The 20,140-nt window shown below is 42.2% G+C and carries 18 protein-coding genes; 5 read left to right on the plus strand and 13 right to left on the minus strand.

The window, feature by feature from the left end:
- The first annotated feature begins 163 nt into the window (after positions 1-163).
- The gene (locus CLHUN_RS03410; protein ID WP_080063158.1) at positions 164-1,786 is read left to right on the plus strand and encodes a peptide ABC transporter substrate-binding protein; all 1,623 of its coding nucleotides are present in this window, start codon (positions 164-166) and stop codon (positions 1,784-1,786) included.
- Between the two features lie 163 nt (positions 1,787-1,949).
- Here the strand turns inward: CLHUN_RS03410 and CLHUN_RS03415 are convergent, their stop codons facing one another.
- Complete coding sequence (locus tag CLHUN_RS03415; RefSeq protein ID WP_080063159.1) at positions 1,950-2,465, minus strand: ferritin; 516 nt, start codon at positions 2,463-2,465, stop codon at positions 1,950-1,952.
- A gap of 223 nt (positions 2,466-2,688) precedes the next feature.
- Complete coding sequence (locus CLHUN_RS22655; protein WP_080063160.1) at positions 2,689-4,368, minus strand: ammonium transporter; 1,680 nt, start codon at positions 4,366-4,368, stop codon at positions 2,689-2,691.
- 535 nt (positions 4,369-4,903) lie between these two features.
- Between CLHUN_RS22655 and CLHUN_RS03425 the strand changes: the two genes are divergently transcribed.
- Positions 4,904-5,902, plus strand: coding sequence for a DnaD domain protein (locus tag CLHUN_RS03425; protein ID WP_080063161.1), 999 nt, complete (start codon positions 4,904-4,906; stop codon positions 5,900-5,902).
- Between the two features lie 26 nt (positions 5,903-5,928).
- Entirely contained in the window at positions 5,929-6,945 is a 1,017-nt protein-coding gene (locus CLHUN_RS03430) for an ATP-binding protein (RefSeq protein WP_080063162.1), read from the plus strand.
- On the opposite strand, the gene CLHUN_RS03435 is transcribed toward CLHUN_RS03430, so the two are convergent.
- Positions 6,942-8,021 carry a type II CAAX endopeptidase family protein gene (locus CLHUN_RS03435; protein ID WP_080063163.1) on the minus strand — a complete coding sequence of 360 codons (1,080 nt, stop codon included), beginning with the start codon at positions 8,019-8,021 and terminating at the stop codon, positions 6,942-6,944. The genes CLHUN_RS03430 and CLHUN_RS03435 overlap by 4 nt on opposite strands.
- 211 nt (positions 8,022-8,232) lie before the next feature.
- Positions 8,233-9,261, minus strand: coding sequence for an S-layer homology domain-containing protein (locus CLHUN_RS03440; protein WP_080063164.1), 1,029 nt, complete (start codon positions 9,259-9,261; stop codon positions 8,233-8,235).
- Positions 9,262-9,505: 244 nt separating this feature from the next.
- On the opposite strand from CLHUN_RS03440, the gene CLHUN_RS03445 reads away from it, so the two are divergent.
- A complete protein-coding gene (locus tag CLHUN_RS03445; RefSeq protein ID WP_080063165.1) occupies positions 9,506-9,739 on the plus strand; it encodes a DUF3892 domain-containing protein in 234 nt (77 codons plus the stop codon).
- Between the two features lie 57 nt (positions 9,740-9,796).
- On the opposite strand, the gene CLHUN_RS03450 is transcribed toward CLHUN_RS03445, so the two are convergent.
- The 8 genes from CLHUN_RS03450 to sleB form a co-directional block, all read right to left on the minus strand.
- Positions 9,797-10,258: a hypothetical protein gene (locus CLHUN_RS03450; protein ID WP_080063166.1), complete on the minus strand. Its 462-nt coding sequence runs from the start codon at positions 10,256-10,258 to the stop codon at positions 9,797-9,799.
- A gap of 198 nt (positions 10,259-10,456) precedes the next feature.
- A complete protein-coding gene (locus CLHUN_RS03455) occupies positions 10,457-10,882 on the minus strand; it encodes an FMN-binding protein (RefSeq protein WP_080063167.1) in 426 nt (141 codons plus the stop codon).
- An 82-nt stretch (positions 10,883-10,964) separates the two neighbouring features.
- On the minus strand, positions 10,965-11,279 hold the full coding sequence (locus tag CLHUN_RS03460) for a putative quinol monooxygenase (protein ID WP_080063168.1): 315 nt from the start codon (positions 11,277-11,279) through the stop codon (positions 10,965-10,967).
- A 71-nt stretch (positions 11,280-11,350) separates the two neighbouring features.
- Positions 11,351-13,201 carry an ABC transporter ATP-binding protein gene (locus CLHUN_RS03465; RefSeq protein ID WP_080063169.1) on the minus strand — a complete coding sequence of 617 codons (1,851 nt, stop codon included), beginning with the start codon at positions 13,199-13,201 and terminating at the stop codon, positions 11,351-11,353.
- On the minus strand, positions 13,194-14,924 hold the full coding sequence (locus tag CLHUN_RS03470) for an ABC transporter ATP-binding protein (protein WP_080063170.1): 1,731 nt from the start codon (positions 14,922-14,924) through the stop codon (positions 13,194-13,196). Before CLHUN_RS03470 ends, CLHUN_RS03465 begins: the two co-directional genes overlap by 8 nt.
- Positions 14,925-14,939: 15 nt before the next feature.
- Entirely contained in the window at positions 14,940-15,386 is a 447-nt protein-coding gene (locus CLHUN_RS03475; protein ID WP_080063171.1) for a MarR family winged helix-turn-helix transcriptional regulator, read from the minus strand.
- A gap of 250 nt (positions 15,387-15,636) precedes the next feature.
- Complete coding sequence (gene ypeB, locus CLHUN_RS03480; RefSeq protein ID WP_242656426.1) at positions 15,637-17,052, minus strand: germination protein YpeB; 1,416 nt, start codon at positions 17,050-17,052, stop codon at positions 15,637-15,639.
- Between the two features lie 18 nt (positions 17,053-17,070).
- Positions 17,071-17,766, minus strand: coding sequence for a spore cortex-lytic enzyme (sleB, locus tag CLHUN_RS03485; RefSeq protein WP_080063172.1), 696 nt, complete (start codon positions 17,764-17,766; stop codon positions 17,071-17,073).
- A gap of 298 nt (positions 17,767-18,064) precedes the next feature.
- Between sleB and CLHUN_RS03490 the strand changes: the two genes are divergently transcribed.
- Positions 18,065-19,177 (plus strand): MGDG synthase family glycosyltransferase, encoded by a 1,113-nt coding sequence (locus CLHUN_RS03490; RefSeq protein WP_080063173.1) that lies wholly within the window; start codon positions 18,065-18,067, stop codon positions 19,175-19,177.
- A 2-nt stretch (positions 19,178-19,179) separates the two neighbouring features.
- Here CLHUN_RS03490 and CLHUN_RS03495 read toward each other — a convergent pair whose 3' ends face one another.
- Entirely contained in the window at positions 19,180-20,106 is a 927-nt protein-coding gene (locus CLHUN_RS03495; protein WP_080063174.1) for a C40 family peptidase, read from the minus strand.
- Positions 20,107-20,140 lie beyond the last annotated feature (34 nt).

Below are 20,140 nucleotides of genomic sequence, written 5' to 3' on the forward strand. Positions count from 1 at the left end.
ATTACAAGAAGATACCGGTTCTCTTGTTAGTTTGATGAGGTCGACATTAGATTAATAATTAAGGTATAAAATTTTTATACTAGAAGAAAATATTTATATTGTAATAATGGACTTTATTAATATCAATTCAATAAAAAATAAATAATAGGGGGTATGAAAAATTATGAAAAGAATATTATCACTTGTTCTTGCTATCGCAGCTATCATTACCGTATTTGCCGGCTGCGGAGCTACCGGAAACACCGGAAGCTCGGTAAAAGCCATCAGTGCGACCATAGCATCCGAGCCTAAGACTCTTGATCCGTCACTTAACAATGCTGTTGACGGAGGAAACTATATCTTATGTGCATTTGAAGGCTTGACTACTATAGGAAAGGATGGAACTATCGTTCCAGGTGCCGCTGAGAAGTGGGAAACCAGTACAGACGGCCTTGTTTGGACCTTCCATATCCGTAAGGATGCAAAATGGTCCGACGGAAAAGATGTGACCGCAAATGATTTCGTCTATTCCTGGAAAAGAACCGTAAATAAGGACACTGCCGCAGACTACGCATATTACATTTATTTTGTCAAAAATGGTGAAAAAATCAACGCCGGTGAAGCCGATGCCAACACCTTGGGTGTTAAAGCCGTTGATGAAAAAACCCTTGAAGTAACTCTTGAGAATGCATGCCCATTCTTTACCGAAATTGTTGCATTCCCTGCGCTGGTTCCACAGAGAGAGGACATAGTAACAAAAGACGCTACAAAGTGGGCTCTTAATCCTGACACCTATGTTGGAAACGGACCATATAAGCTCACAAGCTGGGAGCATGATTCAAAAATCACTTTTGAAAAAAGTGAAACCTATTGGGACAAGGCCTCTATAGTTGCTCCGAAAATCGAATGGTATCTTATGAACGATCAAAATGCCATATTAAGCGCATTTAAGAATGGACAGGTTCAATATGCCAAGAACATTCCTACAGATGAATTTGCTGCTGAAAAGGCGGCTGGCACACTTAAGATATTGCCACTGCTGGGAACCTATTACGTTGACCTTGTAAACAGTAAGCCTCCTTTCGATAATCCGAAGATAAGAAAAGCTTTCTCACTTGCAGTAGACCGCAATTACCTTGTTGAAAAGGTTAAAAAGGGCGGAGAAACTCCGGCTTCTGGCTTTATCCCTTACGGAATTGCAGATGTAAAGCAGGAACCTGACTTCCGTACAACTGCCGGCGAGTATATTTCAACAAAAGCCGAGGATTACGATAAGAATGTGGCAGAAGCCAAAAAGCTTCTGGCAGAAGCTGGATATCCTGACGGAAAAGGATTCCCGAAAACCACTTTCGGTTTAAATTCCGGTTCAGGCCATGAACCTGTTGCTGAAGCATTGCAGCAGATGTGGAAGGAAAAGCTTGGCGTCGAAGTTGAAGTTCTCGCTCAGGAATGGAATGTTTTCCAGCAGTCAAGAAAAGACGGAGTTTATAATATAAACAGAAACGGTTGGATTGGTGACTATATGGATCCTTCAACCTTTATGGATATATTTACAACCGGAAACGGACAGAACAATGCAAAATACAGCAATCCAAAATATGATGAATTCATAGCCGCAGCAAGAAAAGAAACTGATGGTGCAAAACGTATACAATTATTCCATGATGCTGAAAAAGTTCTTATGGATGACGCTGCAATTGCCCCACTCTATTTCTACACCGAGCCTGTTGACGTGGCAAAGAATTTGGATGGCGTTGTAAATACAAAGCTTGGCTTCGTATTATTTAACTGGGCATCCTTCAAATAGTACAATACCCGGTTATAAAATACTGTAAATCAAACACTCTGAAAAATGTAAAGTAAAAAGCCCGCTGAATTTTGATTCAAGCGGGCTTTCTCTTACCGGTTTCAAAGTCTGTTTTCAGGGTTTTCAAGTGAAACTTGTGAATAAGACAAATAAATCAAACGATTTAAATGGTTCCTGCCGCCGGAGGAGTATAAACCCTTTGAGCAAGTTCTGCATCCAGCATAAGCAGTCCGTTTGGATCATTTTTAATCAATTGGAGCTTCCTAAGATACTTTTCCATGGTTGCCTCTTCTTCAACCTGTTCCGTAACAAACCATTGCAGGAAGGTATTTGTAGCATGATCCTTTTCGTCAAGTGCTGCATTTACAATATTGTATATGGATTGGGTTACAAACTGCTCATGCCCCAGGGTAAGTGCGAAGATTTCCTCCGCCGACTCAAAATTTGCTTCGGGTGCATTTATCTGAAGCAGTTCAACCTTTCCTCCCTTTTGATTTATATAGTTAAAGAATTTCATGGCATGGTCCCGTTCTTCCTGAACCTGAACTCTGAAAAAATTTGCGAAGCCGTCAAGGTTTAAGCTTGTAAAATACGCCTCCATACCTAGATACAGATAGGCTGAAAAAAATTCTTTTTGTATCTGTTCATTTAAAATTTTGTTAATCTTTTCGCTAAGCATGTATACCTCCCACCACAATTATTATTTTTATTATGATATAGTTATACCCTGGCATCTGTAAATTAAACATACATTATGAAATAGTACACGCTTTTATTAACCTTTTTGAAAAACAGGCTGAAAAAAGCCCTTGTGGTTTTCACAAGGGTCTTTTTCCAGGTTAAATGTGTTTATAGGAAACCGACAGAATCGGTTTTACGCATTTTAAAAACACGACTCATTTCTATTCATCGTCCTGAAGTGCATCATAGCCTTCTTCACCGGTGCGGACCTTTACTACATTTTCCACATCATAGACAAAAATCTTTCCATCTCCGATTTTTCCGGTATACAGCACCCTTTTTGCAGTATCTATGACTGTTTCCACCGGTATCTTGCAAACAACTATTTCAACTCTTACCTTGGGCAGAAGCTTGATTTCAACCTCAATACCCCTGTAATACTCAGTACTGCCCTTTTGCATACCGCAGCCAAGAACATTTGATACCGTCATACCTGTAATGCCTATGTCATTTAATGCAACCTTAAGTGCATCAAACTTATTCTGCTTGGTTACTATCTCTATTTTAGTCATTTTTACATCTGAAGCTGTTAAAGTGTCTGCTTTCCTATATACTGTAGGAACGGCAGCATCAATATTGACTTCACCCTCTTCTCCTGCTTCTGTTACCAGCAGCGTGGGCATAAAATCCGCATATGAGCTCGTAAGGCCATGCTCCCCAATATCCAAGCCGGCAATTTCTTCTTCGCGGGAAACTCTGAGGCCCACGGTTTTCTTAATTACAGTAAATAGAATCAGCATTGTACCGGCTACCCATGCGGCTACTGCCAGGACACCCAGTGCCTGAACACCCACGTAGCGGAGGCCGCCTCCGTATACAAGCCCCCCATCTGCGGCAAATATACCCACCAGTATTGTACCGGCGGCGCCGCAAAGTGCATGTACCCCTATGGCACCCACAGGATCATCTACCTTAAGAACCTTGTCAATGAATTCTATGCCAAATACTATAACTACTGCAGCTATGGCACCTATGGCCACGGCACCTGCCGGGCTCACCGCATCACAGCCTGCAGTTATAGCCACAAGACCCCCCAGAGCTCCGTTTAATGTCACAGAAACATCAGGTTTCTTATATCTGACCCAGGAAATAATCATTGTAACCGTTGCAGAAGCTGCAGCAGCCAGGTTTGTGGTAACAAATATGGAGCCCATTTTTACAAGTGTGTCGTCGCCTGTAGCAGATATGGTTGAACCGGGGTTGAAGCCAAACCAGCCAAACCATAATATAAACACACCAAGTGCTCCCAGCGTCAGGCTATGTCCAGGAATGGCCCGCGGCTTACCGTTGTTGTCATACTTTCCCATACGGGGCCCCAACAGCATTGCCCCGATAAAAGCAGCGATACCGCCTACCAGGTGTACTGCTGTCGAGCCTGCAAAATCATGGAATCCTATTTGGGACAGCCATCCGCCACCCCATATCCAGTGTCCGGATACCGGATAAATCAAAGCACTTATAACTACACTGTATATGCAGTAGGCTATAAACTTTGTTCTCTCAGCCATGGCACCTGACACAATTGTTGCGGCAGTCGCACAAAATACTGTCTGGAAGATCAGGAATACAGGCCCCGGGAGTGAAGGTACCACACCGCCGCCTGTTGCAAAAAAGCTGGGCACACCTATTATTCCTGCCTCGCTCGCTCCAAACATAAGGCCAAACCCTATTACCCAGAACACCAAGGATCCCAGTGCAAAATCCATTAAATTTTTCATTATGATATTTCCTGCATTCTTTGCCCTGGTAAAACCTGTTTCAACCATTGCAAAGCCTGCCTGCATAAAGAATACCAAAGCTGCAGCCACCAATGTCCATATCACGTCTACCGCCTGGAACATATAACCCATCTCCCCTGTGCAATTTTAAATAAAAAAGCGCATACCCGCAGAAAAATCCTTCTCAGGTACACGCCCTCGTGTAATATGCCCCTCCGTCCGAACTCCGGCATAGAGCCTTAAATAAAAAAACACCGCAGAGTTGACCTCTGCAGCGTCTTTGCTTTTGATAACATTAGTTTACCACTCTGATTTGTCCGGTGTCAATATGATTTGCATAAAATAAAAATAATCCTGCAAAAAACTCCTTTTTTGTCTTTAAATCTTGCATTTATCAACTGTTTTTAAGTATTTATGAAACCGTGCATCATGGCGTTATTCATTTTTTAATGTATGACCGTCTTATATGCCCCATATTCAGAATAGACGTATAAATGATTTTTAATTATATTGAAAAACAAATTCAATATAATTCATTCTTTCTATGTTATAATATTTACAGCAGTTACTTTGATTTTCAGGAATAATAATAAAATTATAACAACACTATTTGTTTGTGTGCCCACTTCCTTGTTCAGGCGCACAGATAGGAGCATTAATGTATTTTGAGGACTTTAAGTCGATTTTATATTCTGACACCGCTGTGTCAGATATTTTTATCAGTCAATATATGCCATCCATGGACAGTACCTGCATAAAAGTCTATATTTATATCTTATTTTTATGCAAGCATAGTAAAAAGGCCACTACCGATGAGCTGGCCAAAACACTTAACCTGCCCCTCGATGAAGTAAAAGCGGCGCTTACAAGCCTGGATAATCTGGAGGTGATTAACTGGGTAGAGGACAAGATACAGATTATTGACTTGAAGGATGCCGAAACCAAGCGTATTTACAAGCTTAAATCCGTCTCTACACCTGAGACGGCAAATGAAAATTTTGAGAAGAACAAGAGCAGGAACAACACTCTTTCCGCCATAAACTCGAAATTTTTTCAGGGCCTTATGCCTCCAAACTGGTATTTGACCATAGACACCTGGTTTTCAATTTATAAGTTTGATGAAGATGTCATGTACACGCTTTTTAAGTATTGTCATGACAATAATACCTTTCACAAAAGCTATATAGAGGCAGTTGCATCAAACTGGCACCGTCGCGGAATACAAAACTTCTTTGACCTTGAAAAATACTTTGAAGAAATGTCCCAGGTAAGGGGCATAAAGGGTACCATAATCAAAAAACTTCGGCTGCGCAGAGCCCTTACCGAATACGAGACTGAGTTTGTTGAGAAATGGGTTATAGAATATAAGTACAATATGGAGGTTATAGAAATTGCACTTAAGAAGACGGTTGGAAAAACCAACCCGGACTTCAGATTCCTCAACAATGTACTCAAAAAATGGTATGAACTTGGCCTGACCAATGCACAGGAGATTAATGGCTATGAGGCAAGCGTCAGGGCACAGTATCAAAGCAGCCAAAATGGCCCATCAGCTTCAAAACCTGCTTCCAGGGAGTCACAGAGAGATAACTTCGACCAGAGAAAGTATGATGAAGACTATTATGACAGCTTTTTCACCAATACCAATAAGACTTGAGAAAGCTGCAAATTAACGGGGTTTGTATGAACAGAGATATACATAATGTTATAGCAAGAGAATACGAGAGAAGGCAGAAGCAGTCGGCAAGCCTTGTGAGCCAGCGAAAGGCCCAACTGTACGCAGATATACCCAGATTATACGAGATTGACAGCCAGATAAGCCACATGGGACTTAGGTATAATCGTTTGATTCTTGGTGCAGGCGGTTCCTCTCCGGCACTTATAGAGGAACTTGACGGGCATCTGAAGTCGCTTTCTGCTGAAAAACAGGCTATACTTGAGGCGAATAATATCAGTCCCGATTTCTTCAGTCCAAGGTTTGAGTGCGAAAAATGCAGGGATACAGGTTATATTACAGGGCCTTCCGGATCACAAAAGTGTTCCTGCTACAAGCAGCAGGTAATCAACCACCTGTTTGCTCTTTCAAATGTAAGTCTTAACGGGGACGAATGCTTTGAAAATTTTAACGAGGCCTTATACCCGGAGGAGATAGATGCTGAGAAGTACGGTCTTTCAATATCACCCCGCGAGAACATGCTGAGCATTAAGAAAATCTGCCTGGATTTTACCGAGAACATAGACAACCCGGAATGCAAAAATCTGTTTTTCAGTGGCCGCACAGGTGTGGGGAAAACCTTCCTTTCCCTGTGTATTGCCAGGGAGCTTTTAAACAGGGGCAGAACAGTGCTGTACTTAACCGCACCTATCCTGTTTGATATTATTACAGAGCACAAAATGCGGGCTTATAAAGAAGAAAATTACAATGACGATAAATATCAAAGCATATTTACTGTTGAGCTTTTGATTATAGACGATCTGGGAACTGAGACATTAAGCGATTCCAGATATGCTGAACTTCTGAACATACTCAACACGCGGCAAGCCAAAAACAGCAAGACCGCGTGCAAAACCATCATATCTACAAATCTCGGTCCCAAAAAGCTTTTTGATTTGTACACCGAGCGGATTACCTCCAGAATCATGGGACACTTTGACAGACTTGTGCTGGCAGGCCAGGATATCAGGAGTCTTAAGGGTTAATTCAACCCCAGGGTTTTTAAAAAGGAAAATATAAGGCCTGATTTTATATTCATGAGTTCAAGGATTTGTCCCACAAATACCAAAAATATCAGAAGTATACCCGGCAGCACACTTATAAGTGCTGCCACACTGAAGCGGCTTTTTTTCTCCAGGTGTGCCGTCAGACCCACAGGACTTTGCTCTGCAGTATTATTTAAAAGCTGGCTCAGGTGGGAAGACGCTTTAAAATTTTCCTCTGTTGTTTTCATAAAGGCATAAAATAGGCCAATAAACCCTCCAAGGCAGCCTATAAACAGTATTCCATAAAATACTGCAACAATTACCAGAGACGCTGTGGGTATTTTTGAAAAATCAAAGGTTTCCATTTGCTCGATACCCATATCATTCATTCTTTCCAGCATTTTAGCTGATGAATATGTCAGCAGTACAGCTACCGAGTTATTGGTAAAATGTGCGATCATGCCGGCATATATGCTTTTTGTCCTGTATACCATGAACCCGAAGAGAACTCCAAGCAGGACGGTGCTCACAATCTTCTGCAAATCCCTGTGAAGAATTCCAAACAGTACGGAAGTCAGTATAATGGAGCCCACTGCCCCCATCCTTTCATAGCCCTTGCTTATCAAGCCTCTGAACAGGGTTTCTTCACAGACGGCCGCTGAGACACCAATGACCAGCAGTGCGATTAAAAGCGTAGGAAGGTCGGGTATAGCCATTTGCGGAACAGGAAGGTTCCTGCCAAAAATCAATTTTATGAGAAGCACGACCACCGCATTCAATACTCCCGCCACCGGCAGCCCAAATATGGTCAAAAATACAAGTATCACGTAGTTTATGGGCTTTGTCTTCCTGAGCTTCAGCGTATCCTTCAAATTGTATTTTCCTATAAGCAAGAAAACCAGTACCGGCAACAAGACAAACAGAACTTCACCTACCCCACTTTTAAGGTAGTTGTTCTTGAAAGGCAGAATATTTCCTCCATACGACAGAAATACCGTAGTCAGTGAGAAAAATAGTCCTGCTGCAACCGGCCCCGGATATTTTTTATTTGTTATGGGCTGTTCAATATTGTCCATTGTAAATCCTCCTGAAAGATTATTCCAATGTTACCTATTTATAATACTATTACGCTGAAAATATTTCAATTCATTTATAAATCCTGTAAAAAATAAACGGAAAATCCGCAGCCTTAAACATAGTTCTGCGAATCCCCCGTTATTTCTCTGTCCTTATAACACCTTGCACTTTGCATTTCGCTGCAGGTATTCTCTCTTATCTTTAGCTGCCTTATCTCAGCTTCATTTCATATCCGTCGTCCCTGATTATAAATGAATCTGATTTGCCTATTACATATGCTTTCATATATGCCATCCTGTCCTTTATTTCCTTGAACTGCTCCCCGGTCAGAGTATCTCCCAGCTCCAGGGTCTTTCCCGGTTCTATGACAGTACTTGTAAGTGCCATTGTAAACATCTTGTCTGCCGACCATCTGTAAATAACCTTTTTGTCTGCATCCAGAATGGCAAAATCGAACTTCTGCCCGGAAGAATGGTTTAAAACCACTTCTTTTTCAGTGTTGTTGATTATATCGATTTTCATTTCAATGGCATCCTCTGTTAAAATGGCATCCGGGCTTACAACAATCTTTTGGAGCTGCTCATCCAGAACCTTTGTCAGCTTGCTTACAACAACGGCGGCTTCAGCACGGGTTGCTGCCTTTTGTGGATGGAACAGGTTGTTGCCGGAACCTTCAATCAGCTTGTACAATTGGGCTCTTGCCGCATCCGCACCATATCCGGGAGTTATCTCATCAGCATCCGCAAAGGTTGCGGGGCCTATTTTAATTAATGCATACAAATCTCCCATCTTGTACTTGTATGCCTTCATTATATAGTGGACCATCTCTTCCCTTGTCAGCGAAGCCTGGGGCTTGAAAGTGCCCTTTCCTTCAAAGACGCCGGCGGTAACAAGATCAATCACAGCGGGTGCATACCCCTCCTCCTGACGGATATCTTCAAAGTAATCCTTTATTTGAGGCTCCTTGAAATATGAAATCTGTATTTCAAGCGCCTTGTGCAGCATTACAGCAAATTCAGCCCTGGTTATGGCCTTCCCGGGAATAAACTTATCCTCACTGAAAGGTATCGCACCTTGACTTACAAGAGCCTGAACAGCTCCGTCGGCCCAATGGCCTGTTATATCGGAAAAATTCACTTTAACAATATTATCAACTTTAATTGCAGTCTGAGCAAAAGTAACTGAACCGGAAAATAAAATAACTCCGGCGAGTAAAATCCCTGAAATTCTTTTCTTCATGCTAATCTCTCCTCCCGCGCATATCTTAACGTACACGCGCACTCGTAATATATGGTATTGCTATCAGCCGGCTTATATAAACTTAGACTGCCCTTAAATGAAAAATGTTCCAATATTATTCAACAGGCCGTTTTTTATTTACAGTTTATATAAAAGTTCATATTTTTGTTAGTGTAATGTTTTTATTTATTGAAAAACTAATATTGCAGTTCTTTTAAAATTGGCGGGAGAAAGGAGATGCCGTATGAAACTTGGAACCAGAATTACCAGGGTCAAAAGGAATGACGACGGTGTTATTACTGAAGTTATGTTTGAAAACGGTAATACCTGCTCTTTTAATTATGCCGTGCTGATGGCCAAACAAGGCGTTCTCGAAGGCTATAATGTTGTCAGAGGAAAGAACGGCGGAGAATATCTGAGTGCAGATCCAAATAATCCTGATGCGGAGAATCTGGATGATATGCCAAGATTCAGGTAACCTGGCAGGGGGGCTGTTCACAGCCCCCCTGTTCTCACATATCCGGTATTCAAGTTTTCAAGAGTTCTCCGGGCCTGACCTGGCATCATAAAATCTCTGATAGATGTATATAACAGGGGCTTGCATAAATATCAACAAAAACAATATGAAGTGATTTATATTAACCAGGCTGTACAGTCCTGCCTTTTCAAAAACAAAGGGGCTTATTACGAAAGCCTGTATTGCATCAAAAACAATGTTCGTTCCCAGATACAGCCACAACTTAGGATAGGTAAAATAAAATACCAAAATCGTCGTAACCGGAGATAATCCATACACAAAAGAAGATATATCCGTTAAAAATACAAGGTTATCTGTGATTGTCCACCAGTTCCACACGTGCGCTGCCTGAAAAAGTGTGGAGCCCATCAGGGATGTGAAAAATGCAACAGATAAAAACTTTTTCATCTTCCTGCGTTTTAAAGGGATGAGCAGCAGCCAGGGCGGAATAAATAACAACCAGGATAATAATTGTCCCATTTTATCTCCTATCTACGCGCATGGCGCGTACACAAATAGTAATGAAAGACACGTAGTGGCTTTCACTGCGTGAAATCCACTTTGACTTACCACATGTATCTTTCACGCTATTACCTCCATAATTAATATTAATATTATGAAGATAATGTGTTTTAATTATTCTATTATCGCGTATAGTACCTGCTCTGCACGTTAAAATTAATTTGTTCCGCTGTCATTTTGCAGCAGGCCGCTTTCCAATGCATTTTCTATGGCTTTTAATATAACCTTGCTGCTGTTCGTGGCTCCCGATACCGTGTCAACCTGAAGAGACTGGGCTTCCACCACCTTTTCCGGAATCACCTCTGCACCCGTACCACGTTCATTTTTGTGTCTGAGCAAATCAACGCTTTCTATCTTGTGATCCTTTACGATGACTTTTACTTCGGCGGCAATCCACAAAACCTCTGCTTTTCCCACATATATGCCGTCCTGGATATGCGCCAGATCAACATTTTCTACCTCAATATCCTTTACCTGCTGCTGATATTTCCTCAAATCAATATAGGACTGGATTCCCTTCAAGCCAAAATACCCCGCAAGTATGATTCCCACAATAACCATTGCCGCTACAAGCTTTTTCATATAGCCTCCCCCGTTTACCCTGCCAGGCAGCCTTAAACTGTATACCTATCAAAGGCAGCCATATTCCTCTGCCCTCCTCACATTAATCTGCAAGTCCCTTTAACTGCTCCTGGCTTAAATTTCCGTACTTTACAAAAGTATATGGTTTTTGAAGCATTTCCGCAGTCACTGCCTTCCATTTTTTAAAGTGCTCAGTCTCCCTGTGTTTTAGCTGATCCCCAGGGGTGCGGTAGACCTCGCAAAGTAAAAAATTCCCCGGGTTATCCACCTGCTGAAGCACATCAAACCTGGAAACCCCTTCTTCAAGCAGGCTACACCGGGAATTCTCCATTGTGGCCGCTTTAAATGCTTCAATATATTCTTCCTTTATCTCCATACTTACATGGACTATATACATAATTTAAATCTCCTGATTAAAAGTTGAAAGTCACCTATTCAAATTAATTGTATTATCCGGTAATTCAGGTGTCAACCTGCACTCTCCTCCATGCCCGTCTGGCTGATTACCATACGGAAATATACACCGTTTTTCTCCATAAGTTCAGCATGTGTACCGGCCTCAAGAATTCCTCCGCCGCCAATAACCAATATCTTATCCGCATCTCTAATGGTGGAAAGGCGATGTGCTATGAGAAAGCTGGTGTGATCTTTCATAAGCTTCAGAAGTGCCAACTGGATTTCCTTTTCTGTTTTTGTATCCACACTGCTTGTGGCTTCATCAAGTATGAGTATGGGTGCCTGGCAGAGAACCGCCCTGGCAATGGCTATGAGCTGACGCTGCCCCTGGCTCAGATTGTCGGAGCTTCCTGACACGGGAGTTCCATATCCCTTGGGCAATCTTGATATGAAGCCGTCGGCATGGGCCATACCCGCAGCCGCCTTTACCTCTGCATCTGTAGCTTCCGGCTTTGAATACCTTATATTGTCTGCTATACTCCCCGTAAACAGGCAGGTATCCTGCAGAACCACGGAAAAGCAATTTCTGAGATCTTTTCTGGAAATGTCCCTGATATCCGTACCATCTATAAGTATATTACCTGCATCAGTTTCGTAAAATCTGGTCAGAAGGTTCACTATAGTGGTTTTTCCTGCCCCGGTTTCACCTACAAGAGCAATAATCTGACCGGGCTGAACCTGAAAGCTGACCTTGTTCAGCACCGTCTTTCCCTTTGTATATGAGAAAGTCACTTCCCGGAATTCCACCCGCCCTTCACTGCACACGAATTCCTTAAGGTTATCCCCGTCGGGTGTCTCCTCCTGCTCGTCCAGTATCTCAAACACCCTTTCTGCCCCGGCAAGAGCAGATTGTATGGTGTTAAACATTCCTGCAATATTGTTAAGAGGCATGCCAAACTGTTTGGAGTAAGTGAGAAAACTTACTACCACTCCTACGGATATATATCCTCTTACCGCCATGAGCCCTCCGGAACAGGCTATCAAAGTATAGCTCAGATTATTTATGACATTCATAAATGGCATAAGAAAGCCTGCCCATATCTGCGCTTTGATTGAGGAATCCCGCAGTGCTCCGTTTACATTTAAGAAGTTTCCCAAAACCTTTTGCTGCCTGTTAAAGGCTTTTACCATTTTAAGGCCGAGAATGCTTTCTTCAATTACTCCATTAAGGGTGCCGAGTGATTGCTGCTGGCTTAAAAAATATTTCCTGCTGCGGTTCGCTATGGTTTTTGTAAGCATAAATATCAGAGGTATGGTTATCAGTGCCACCAGCGTAAGCTTTATGCTTAATACAAGCATCATCACCAGTGAGCCGGTGATGGCAAAAACACTGGAAATAAGCTGTGTGGTTGCCTGCCCCACCGTACTGCTGATATTATCAACATCGTTGGTTATGCGGCTCATGGTATCACCGTGTGACCTGGTATCGTAAAAGTTTAAAGGTATTCTCTGGAGTTTTGAGAAAAATTCTGCTCTTATATGCTTTACCAGTTCCTGAGTTATTCTTGCCATAAGCAAACCGTTAATGGTGTCAATTATCCAGCTTGTAATGTAGCAGGCCACAAGGGCGGCCAGTATGGTCATAAGCATGGGATTATCCACCGTATTGGTCTTTATGCTGAAGGTGTTGATGGCCCTGCCCAGCAGGTAGGGAGTAAGCAGCGCGGCCAATGCCGACAAGATGGTAAGACCCGAGGCAATAAGCAGTGAATTCTTCCATTTGACAAACATTTTAATCAACCTAACCAGCGTCCCTTTTGTATCCCGGGGTTTTGCAGCAGGCTGGAATCTCTGGTGTCCCCCGCCCCACTTGCCCAGCTTGGGCATATTATCCATGTTATCGGTCGGATTCTTATCAGCCATGTTCTCCCAAGTCACCCCCTATCTGAGAATTGTATATGTCCCTGTATGTCTGGCAGTTTCTCAGCAGCTCTTCATGTTTTCCGAAGCCAACCCTTACTCCATTATCCAGAACAAGGATCTTATCCGCAGACATTGCCGTACCTATTCTCTGAGTAATCATAATAACAGTCTTCCTTTTATCCTGACATTTCATGGCCTTTCTTACCCTGGCCTCTGTAATTGCATCCAGCGCGCTGGTGCAGTCATCCAGTATCATTATCGAAGCATCTTTGGCCAGTGCTCTTGCAATAGACAGCCTCTGCTTCTGCCCACCCGACAGGTTGACTCCGTTTTGGCCCAGACTGCTGTCGTATTTCCCGGGCATGTTGCTGATAAAGTCATGAGCCTGTGCATCTTCGGCAGCTTTAACCACCTGTCCGGTCTCAATATTTTCTCTGCCCCAGGATATATTTTCAAAGATGGTTCCGGTGAACAGTATGGACCTTTGGGGGGCAAAAGCTATATTCTCTCTGAGTACCGTAGTATCAATGTCATTAATATTATTCTTTCCCAGATATATTGCACCTTCGCCCACGTTGTAAAAGCGCAGGGAAAGCAGGGCAAGTGTGGATTTACCTGCTCCTGTCGGCCCAATTACTGCAAGGGTTTCTCCTGCATCTATTTTGAAGGAAAGGTTTTTTAAAACAGGTATCCCGCTGCCACCCGGATATGAAAAAGTTACATTATCAAAGGCAAGCCCTTCCAAATCTGATACATCTTTTATACCTCCGCTTATAAAATCCTCTTCTCCCTTTAAAATTTCTTCAATTCTTTCGGTTGACGCTTTGGTGCGGATAAAGGTATTAAAAATATTTGTTATCATTATCAGGGATGTGAGTATCTGAGTCATGTAATTTATAAATGCCGCCACCTTGCCTACCTCAATCCGCCCACCTGCAAAAAGTATACTTCCCAGGTATAGGATAATTGCTATCCCGATGCTGACCGTCAAGGACATGACTGGTGAAAAATATGCAATGACCAATTGGGAGGAGACACTTTTTTTAAACAGGTCCGAGTTTGCCCCGTCAAATCTTTCCTCCTCTTCCCTGTGCCTTCCGAAGGCTTTGACCAGCCTTATCCCCAGAAGGTATTCCTGTACAACCGTATTGACCTTGTCTATAGCCTTTTGTACCTTTGAAAATCTGACATAACTCATTTTCATGCTGACGGTGATAAGTGCCGCAACGATAGCTATAGCAATCAGAAGTACAATGCTCATGAAGGGGCTTAATATTATAGCAAGCGTAATACTCCCTATACAGGTCAGAGGGGCTTTAAGAAATATGCGCATTATCCCGTTAACAAACTGCGTAACCTGGGAAGTGTCGTTTGTCATTCTTGTTATCAATGAGCCGCTTTCAATATTGTCAGCACTTGCTTCTGAAAAATTCATAATTTTTTTGAACACATCAAATCTTAAGTCGGCGCCGAAATTTTGAGAAACCTTGCTTGCCAGAATATTTCTGGTGGCGGCAAAGCCTGCTCCCAAAACGGTAATCCCCAGCATAACAAGTCCGAAGTTCAGGACTTCACCCATTTGCTTGTTTTTCACTCCCACATCTATTATCCGTGCCATAATAGTCGGCTGGAGCAAATCACATACTGCCTCAAAAAAAACACAGCTTACAGCACAAATAAACATAGTTCTGTATTTGTTGAAATATTTCCTGTACATATCCATTTGCAAGTATTCCCCCTATGCCGGCCATTCCTGCGGTTTACAGTCCAGCATATTTTTAAATATCCTTGTTAAAAAACTTCCGGCCATCTGCTTTTCTTCATCAGTAAATCCTTTGAAGCATTCATCAGCCATTGCAGTAAATATGGCATCCACATCCTTCTTTTTAGCCAGCCCTTTTTCGGTAAGCCACACTTCAAGGGCTCTTTTATCCCCTCTGTCCGGTTTTTTTTCAATGAGCCCGGACCTCTCCATACTGTTTAGCACACTGGTAACAGATGCGGGCTCAAGGTAGCAGGCTTCTGCTATCTCTCTCTGGATACTGCCGTTGTGTTCAAAAAGGTAATTGAGCATCCTTGGCTGCCCCGCTGTGAGGTCCTGTTTCATAAATTCATATGCGGACCTTCTTTTATGTACTGCTCCTACCTTTATAAGCAAAAGGTTCAATTCTCTTTGACTTATCATATAAAAACTCCCTTTCTTGAAATTATATCCCTTTTGGTATATAAAAATTTATAGTATAAACAATATAGTTAGAAGTCTAATTATTAGAATCCTAACTATATTTTATAGAAAAACTGTTTCTCAGTCAATATTTGATGCAGAATTACAGTAAGTTATTCAATCGTAAAAAAGAAAGAGATTTCAGTGCAGCACAAAGGGTACAGACATATTTTTGGAAAACCCGTCTGTACCCTTGGCTCCGTTTTCCTGGCTACATTGTCAAAGACCCCTCATCAGTGCTTACAAGCATCAGAATATCTTCCTCTGCCCCGGTCAAAGCATTAATATATAATAGGAATTTTTGATCTCCGACAGTTCCCTGAAACTCGTAGCAATACCTTTCGGTTTTAAAATCGGTCGGTATTATGGCCTTGCCTTGCTTTTCAATCTTAAGCCTGCCGTTTATCTGCTTTCTGGCCTGTTCAAGGGTAAGCTTGGTGGCAGGAATATTTCTGACCTTGTGATTGTAAAGATAGCCTTTTGATTCAACTCCCAGTACTTCCCCATTGTCAAGGGCTACTTTGACCTTTACCAGATCCGGATAGACAATTGCACCCTCCTGCTCATATGCATAGCAGATGGTCGCTATACCGTCAATTCTCATATAGTAGGTATCCTTCATACTGGCGAAGCCATTTTTTTTCAGAAAGCTCTGTGCCGCCTTCTTTGCCGCCTCCATGGAAAGCTTTGCATCCTGTACGCTTCTGTCCCTGAGCATCCAGTATAGCTGCCCTCCCTGCTGGGTTATATCTACCTCGGCACTTCCGTTATCATCAGAGTTCTTATATTTTACTTTGAAACGGAAGGTTTTAATACTTCCCTCATTATTATTTTCCAGCCGCTCAACACTTGCAATTTTGTCATTTCCTATGAGCTTGCGTACGATTTCTTCTGCCTTGCCGACCTCCACCTTTGTATCCTTAAGGCCTACAGGCTTGACTTTCAGCATGTGATCCGAATAAGGTCCGTCATATATCATAGACGGATACTCCTGAAAGTTCTTATCAACATTTTCAAACTGTGTGGTCTGAATATATTTACTGTTCTGGCTCTTGAGCTGTCTGGGCCCTCCGGCGGTACCCCAGCTCATTTTTCCGTTATTTATCTGCTCTTCTATGCCGTGGAGGCTGTTTTGCAGGGATAGTGCGTAACCATGCATTTTTTGAAGTATCCCGTATTCATCATCACTTAAAGGCATACCGTTCATTGTTTTGGTATTATATGCATAGGCCATATCCCCCACCTGAGTTAAAAAGTTTGAGGTTTTTTCAAGTATGGGAGGAGTTACCGGAAGCTGTCCCATATTTGTCTGTGCAAGATTAGCCTGTCTCCATACTTCTTCCAGCATAGTGGACGTACCTCTTGTGGTGGAGGTAACCATGGATTTAGCCAACAGCACCTCAAGATTGTCCACATATTCGTTAAGATCAAGAAATGCCCTGCTATATTGGTTTTCCATCATAATACGCAAATCCATAAGCTGCCGGTTTTGAAAATATCCCCATGTGGATACTCCCGCCAGTGCAAGAACGGCCACGATGGCAATGGGCAGCGCCCACGACATGCGCCTTCTCTTTTTCCATCCGTCATTATGATAGTTCATGTTTTCATATTCGCCCTGTTCCAACTAGATACACCTCCTCTTTCATATCCCAAACCAGTGCTTTCCAATTTTTAATTTGACTTTTCTGGACCATATCCACTTACTGGTAGCTGTTGCAGGATTCCAGTAATACAGGCAGCCATCCGTTGGATCCCAGCCTGCAAGTGCGTCTCTGGCAGCTTTTACTACGGTGGATTTCGGATTTATGGCCACATTGATCTGTCCGTCAGCTACGGCAGTAAATGCTCCTGGCTGGTATATGACACCCGCCATGGTTTTAGGAAACTTTGAATTTTTAACTCTATTGAGGACTATTGCTCCAACGGCAACCTGTCCTTCAAAGGGCTCTCCCCTTGCCTCTCCGTTTATAACTCTGGCAAGTAACTGCTCGTCGGTAACTTTTTTGGAGGCAGCATAGGCTGTTCCGGTTTCAACAAATTTGCCAAGTCCCATTGATAGAAGTGTGTTCCGGTCTGCTATGCCACTGGCACGAAAACCATAATTCCTCTGGTATTTAAGTACTGAAGCAAAAGTGTCATATCCAAAAAGTCCATTTACCTCTCCATCATAATAACCCCAGTTTTTCAATTCCTGCTGCATATTTTTTACATCCTGTCCCTTGTCACCCAGTTTCAAGTCTGAAGCGGTGCTGGTATAATGTATTGAGCCTTGACCCAGAAGAGTAAGACTGAAAATAACTACTAAACAAAAAGCAAAAAACTTTATGTGCCTTTTCAAGCTTGTACCTCCTTCCAAATTTACAATAGAGCTTAACAGTTTATTGATTCATTCCGGTACTTCAAGCAGAAAACACTTTAAGTCTGCAATGTTATTTTGAGTTAATGGCTGTTAAAATATTCGTAAACTAATATAAAGTACTAAATTGTTTTGTTAAAACCAATTTATGAACAAATCCCTTTTACAGATAATGATCTGTTAATTTGCTTATATTTGAATATCCGCGTATTAATCCAGGGCATAATGTTAAAAATCTATATGATATAGCTTTATATTTATTATTTATGTGGAGAACATTATGAGGGTATTGATACTGTACGTTTCTGTCGGAACAGGGCACATGAAAGCTGCCGAGGCCTTGAAGGAGTCAATCGAAAAGCAGTTTCCAGGCTGGTCGGTGGATGTTTTTGATACATTAAAATATATAAATCCTGTTATTGATAAAATTGTGGTGGGCAGTTACCTTGGAGCCCTTAAAAGAAGCCCCGGTTTATACAGCCGTTTGTATACAGCCTCCGGCTCGGGTACAGGCATTTATGATGTCAGTAAAGCCATCAACAAAGTTTTAGCCTTTAAGCTTAATAGCCTTATAAATGAATACAAGCCTTCTGCAATTGTTTGCACCCATCCTTTTCCAATGCAGATGCTTTCTACCCTGAAGGAGAGAAAAAAACTGTCTGTCCCTGCTGTGGCAGTACTTACAGACTATGTTGTACACTCTCTTTGGCTTGATAATGGTATGGATGCCTTTATTGTGGCAAATGATTTGATGAAAACTGAAATGATGGAAAGAGGCATTCCGGGAAACATAATTTTCCCCTATGGTATCCCTGTTTCTCCAAAGTTTTTAACGGGTTCGGACAAGAATAAGCTGAAGCTTGAGCTTGGACTTGATAATAAATTTACAGTGCTTGTTATGGGTGGTGGCATGGGCTTTGGCAATATAGAAAATGCCATGGCCTCACTTCTTGACTGTGACATAGATATCCAGATAATAGCCGTGACAGGTACAAACCAAAAGCTTAAAAACCAACTGGAGCAAAGTGCGGTAAAAAGCAAGAAAAAAGTCATCGTATTGAGCTATACAGATAAAATCAATGAGCTTATGGATATTTCCGACCTCTTAATAACAAAGCCCGGAGGTATGACTATCTCCGAAGCCTTGGTCAAAGGTCTCCCTATATTCATTATTTCTCCAATCCCGGGACAGGAGGAGGGAAATGCAAACTTTTTATTGAGGAGCGGCGTTGCAAATAAGATAGAAGATTCCAGCCAGCTTATAAACGTGCTGTCCAAGGTTGCCAACGATCCTGTAACGCTAAACACCATGCGTGAAAACTCCAGATTCTGGAGCAAGCCTCACTCTGCAACAGATATAGCCCGTCTGCTGGGTAAGCTGGTTTCAGGCTGAGCTTAAAAATTTCTGCGTATGACACAGATTCTATCCTTAAAATAGCTGTCTTCCAGGGTTTCCTCTATCACGCCCCTGGAGGTGCTGGAGTGAATAAACATATTCTCTCCCAAATATACGCCTACGTCATAAACATCCTTTTTAAGGCTGTCTGAACTAAAAAACAGTAAATCTCCCGGGCGTACATCCTGCATTGATACCTCAGCGCCTGTTTTGCTCATATTCTCAAGGTCTCTTGGCAATTCGGCACCATTTATCTTGCTGCATATATATATTAACCCGGGGGAATCAGCTCCCCACCTGCTTAAGCCACCAATAAAAAATATAGTACCTTCAAATTTTTTAACAGTTTGGACAAAATCCTCATTGCTTGTTTTCGGGATTGTATTATCCTTTATCGGAATAGCTATGACTCCTCCGTCTTCCAGCCACCCTCTCCTGTTATCGGGTAAAAGGACATCATAACCGGTTTTTGTCTTGCCGGTAGAATACAGCTCGGTTCCAAGCACCACCTGTTTATACTTTACTCTATTATTTGCACCGGTATAAATATCCACAGTTTTGGCTGTCACAATTATCCGGTTGCTGATGCTCCCATCTGTAACACTTTGGGTATTCCTGCTCACATATTTACTTTTTACCCAGCCTGAACTGCCATCCAGCAGCATGATATTGGTCCAGGAGTTCTCTTCCTTTACCACCTTAACCACCTGGTTGTATAGAACCTGTGTCAGCCTGACTCCCATAATATCAGGCTGATCGAACATATCAACAACTGCCTCGGTTATCACCGCAGCATTCTGCTCGGTAATGCCGCTCAAAAGCTGTTCATTTTTGGTTACGGGAATATCCCTGCTGCCACAGCCCGAAAGTAATAATATAAAAATAAGAAATATAATTCCTGGACGTATAATCCTTTGTTTCACCATATTGCCTCACAAAAACATTTATTAATTCTACTAT

The organism is Ruminiclostridium hungatei (assembly GCF_002051585.1).
Taxonomy (GTDB): Bacteria; Bacillota; Clostridia; order Acetivibrionales; family DSM-1351; genus Ruminiclostridium; species Ruminiclostridium hungatei.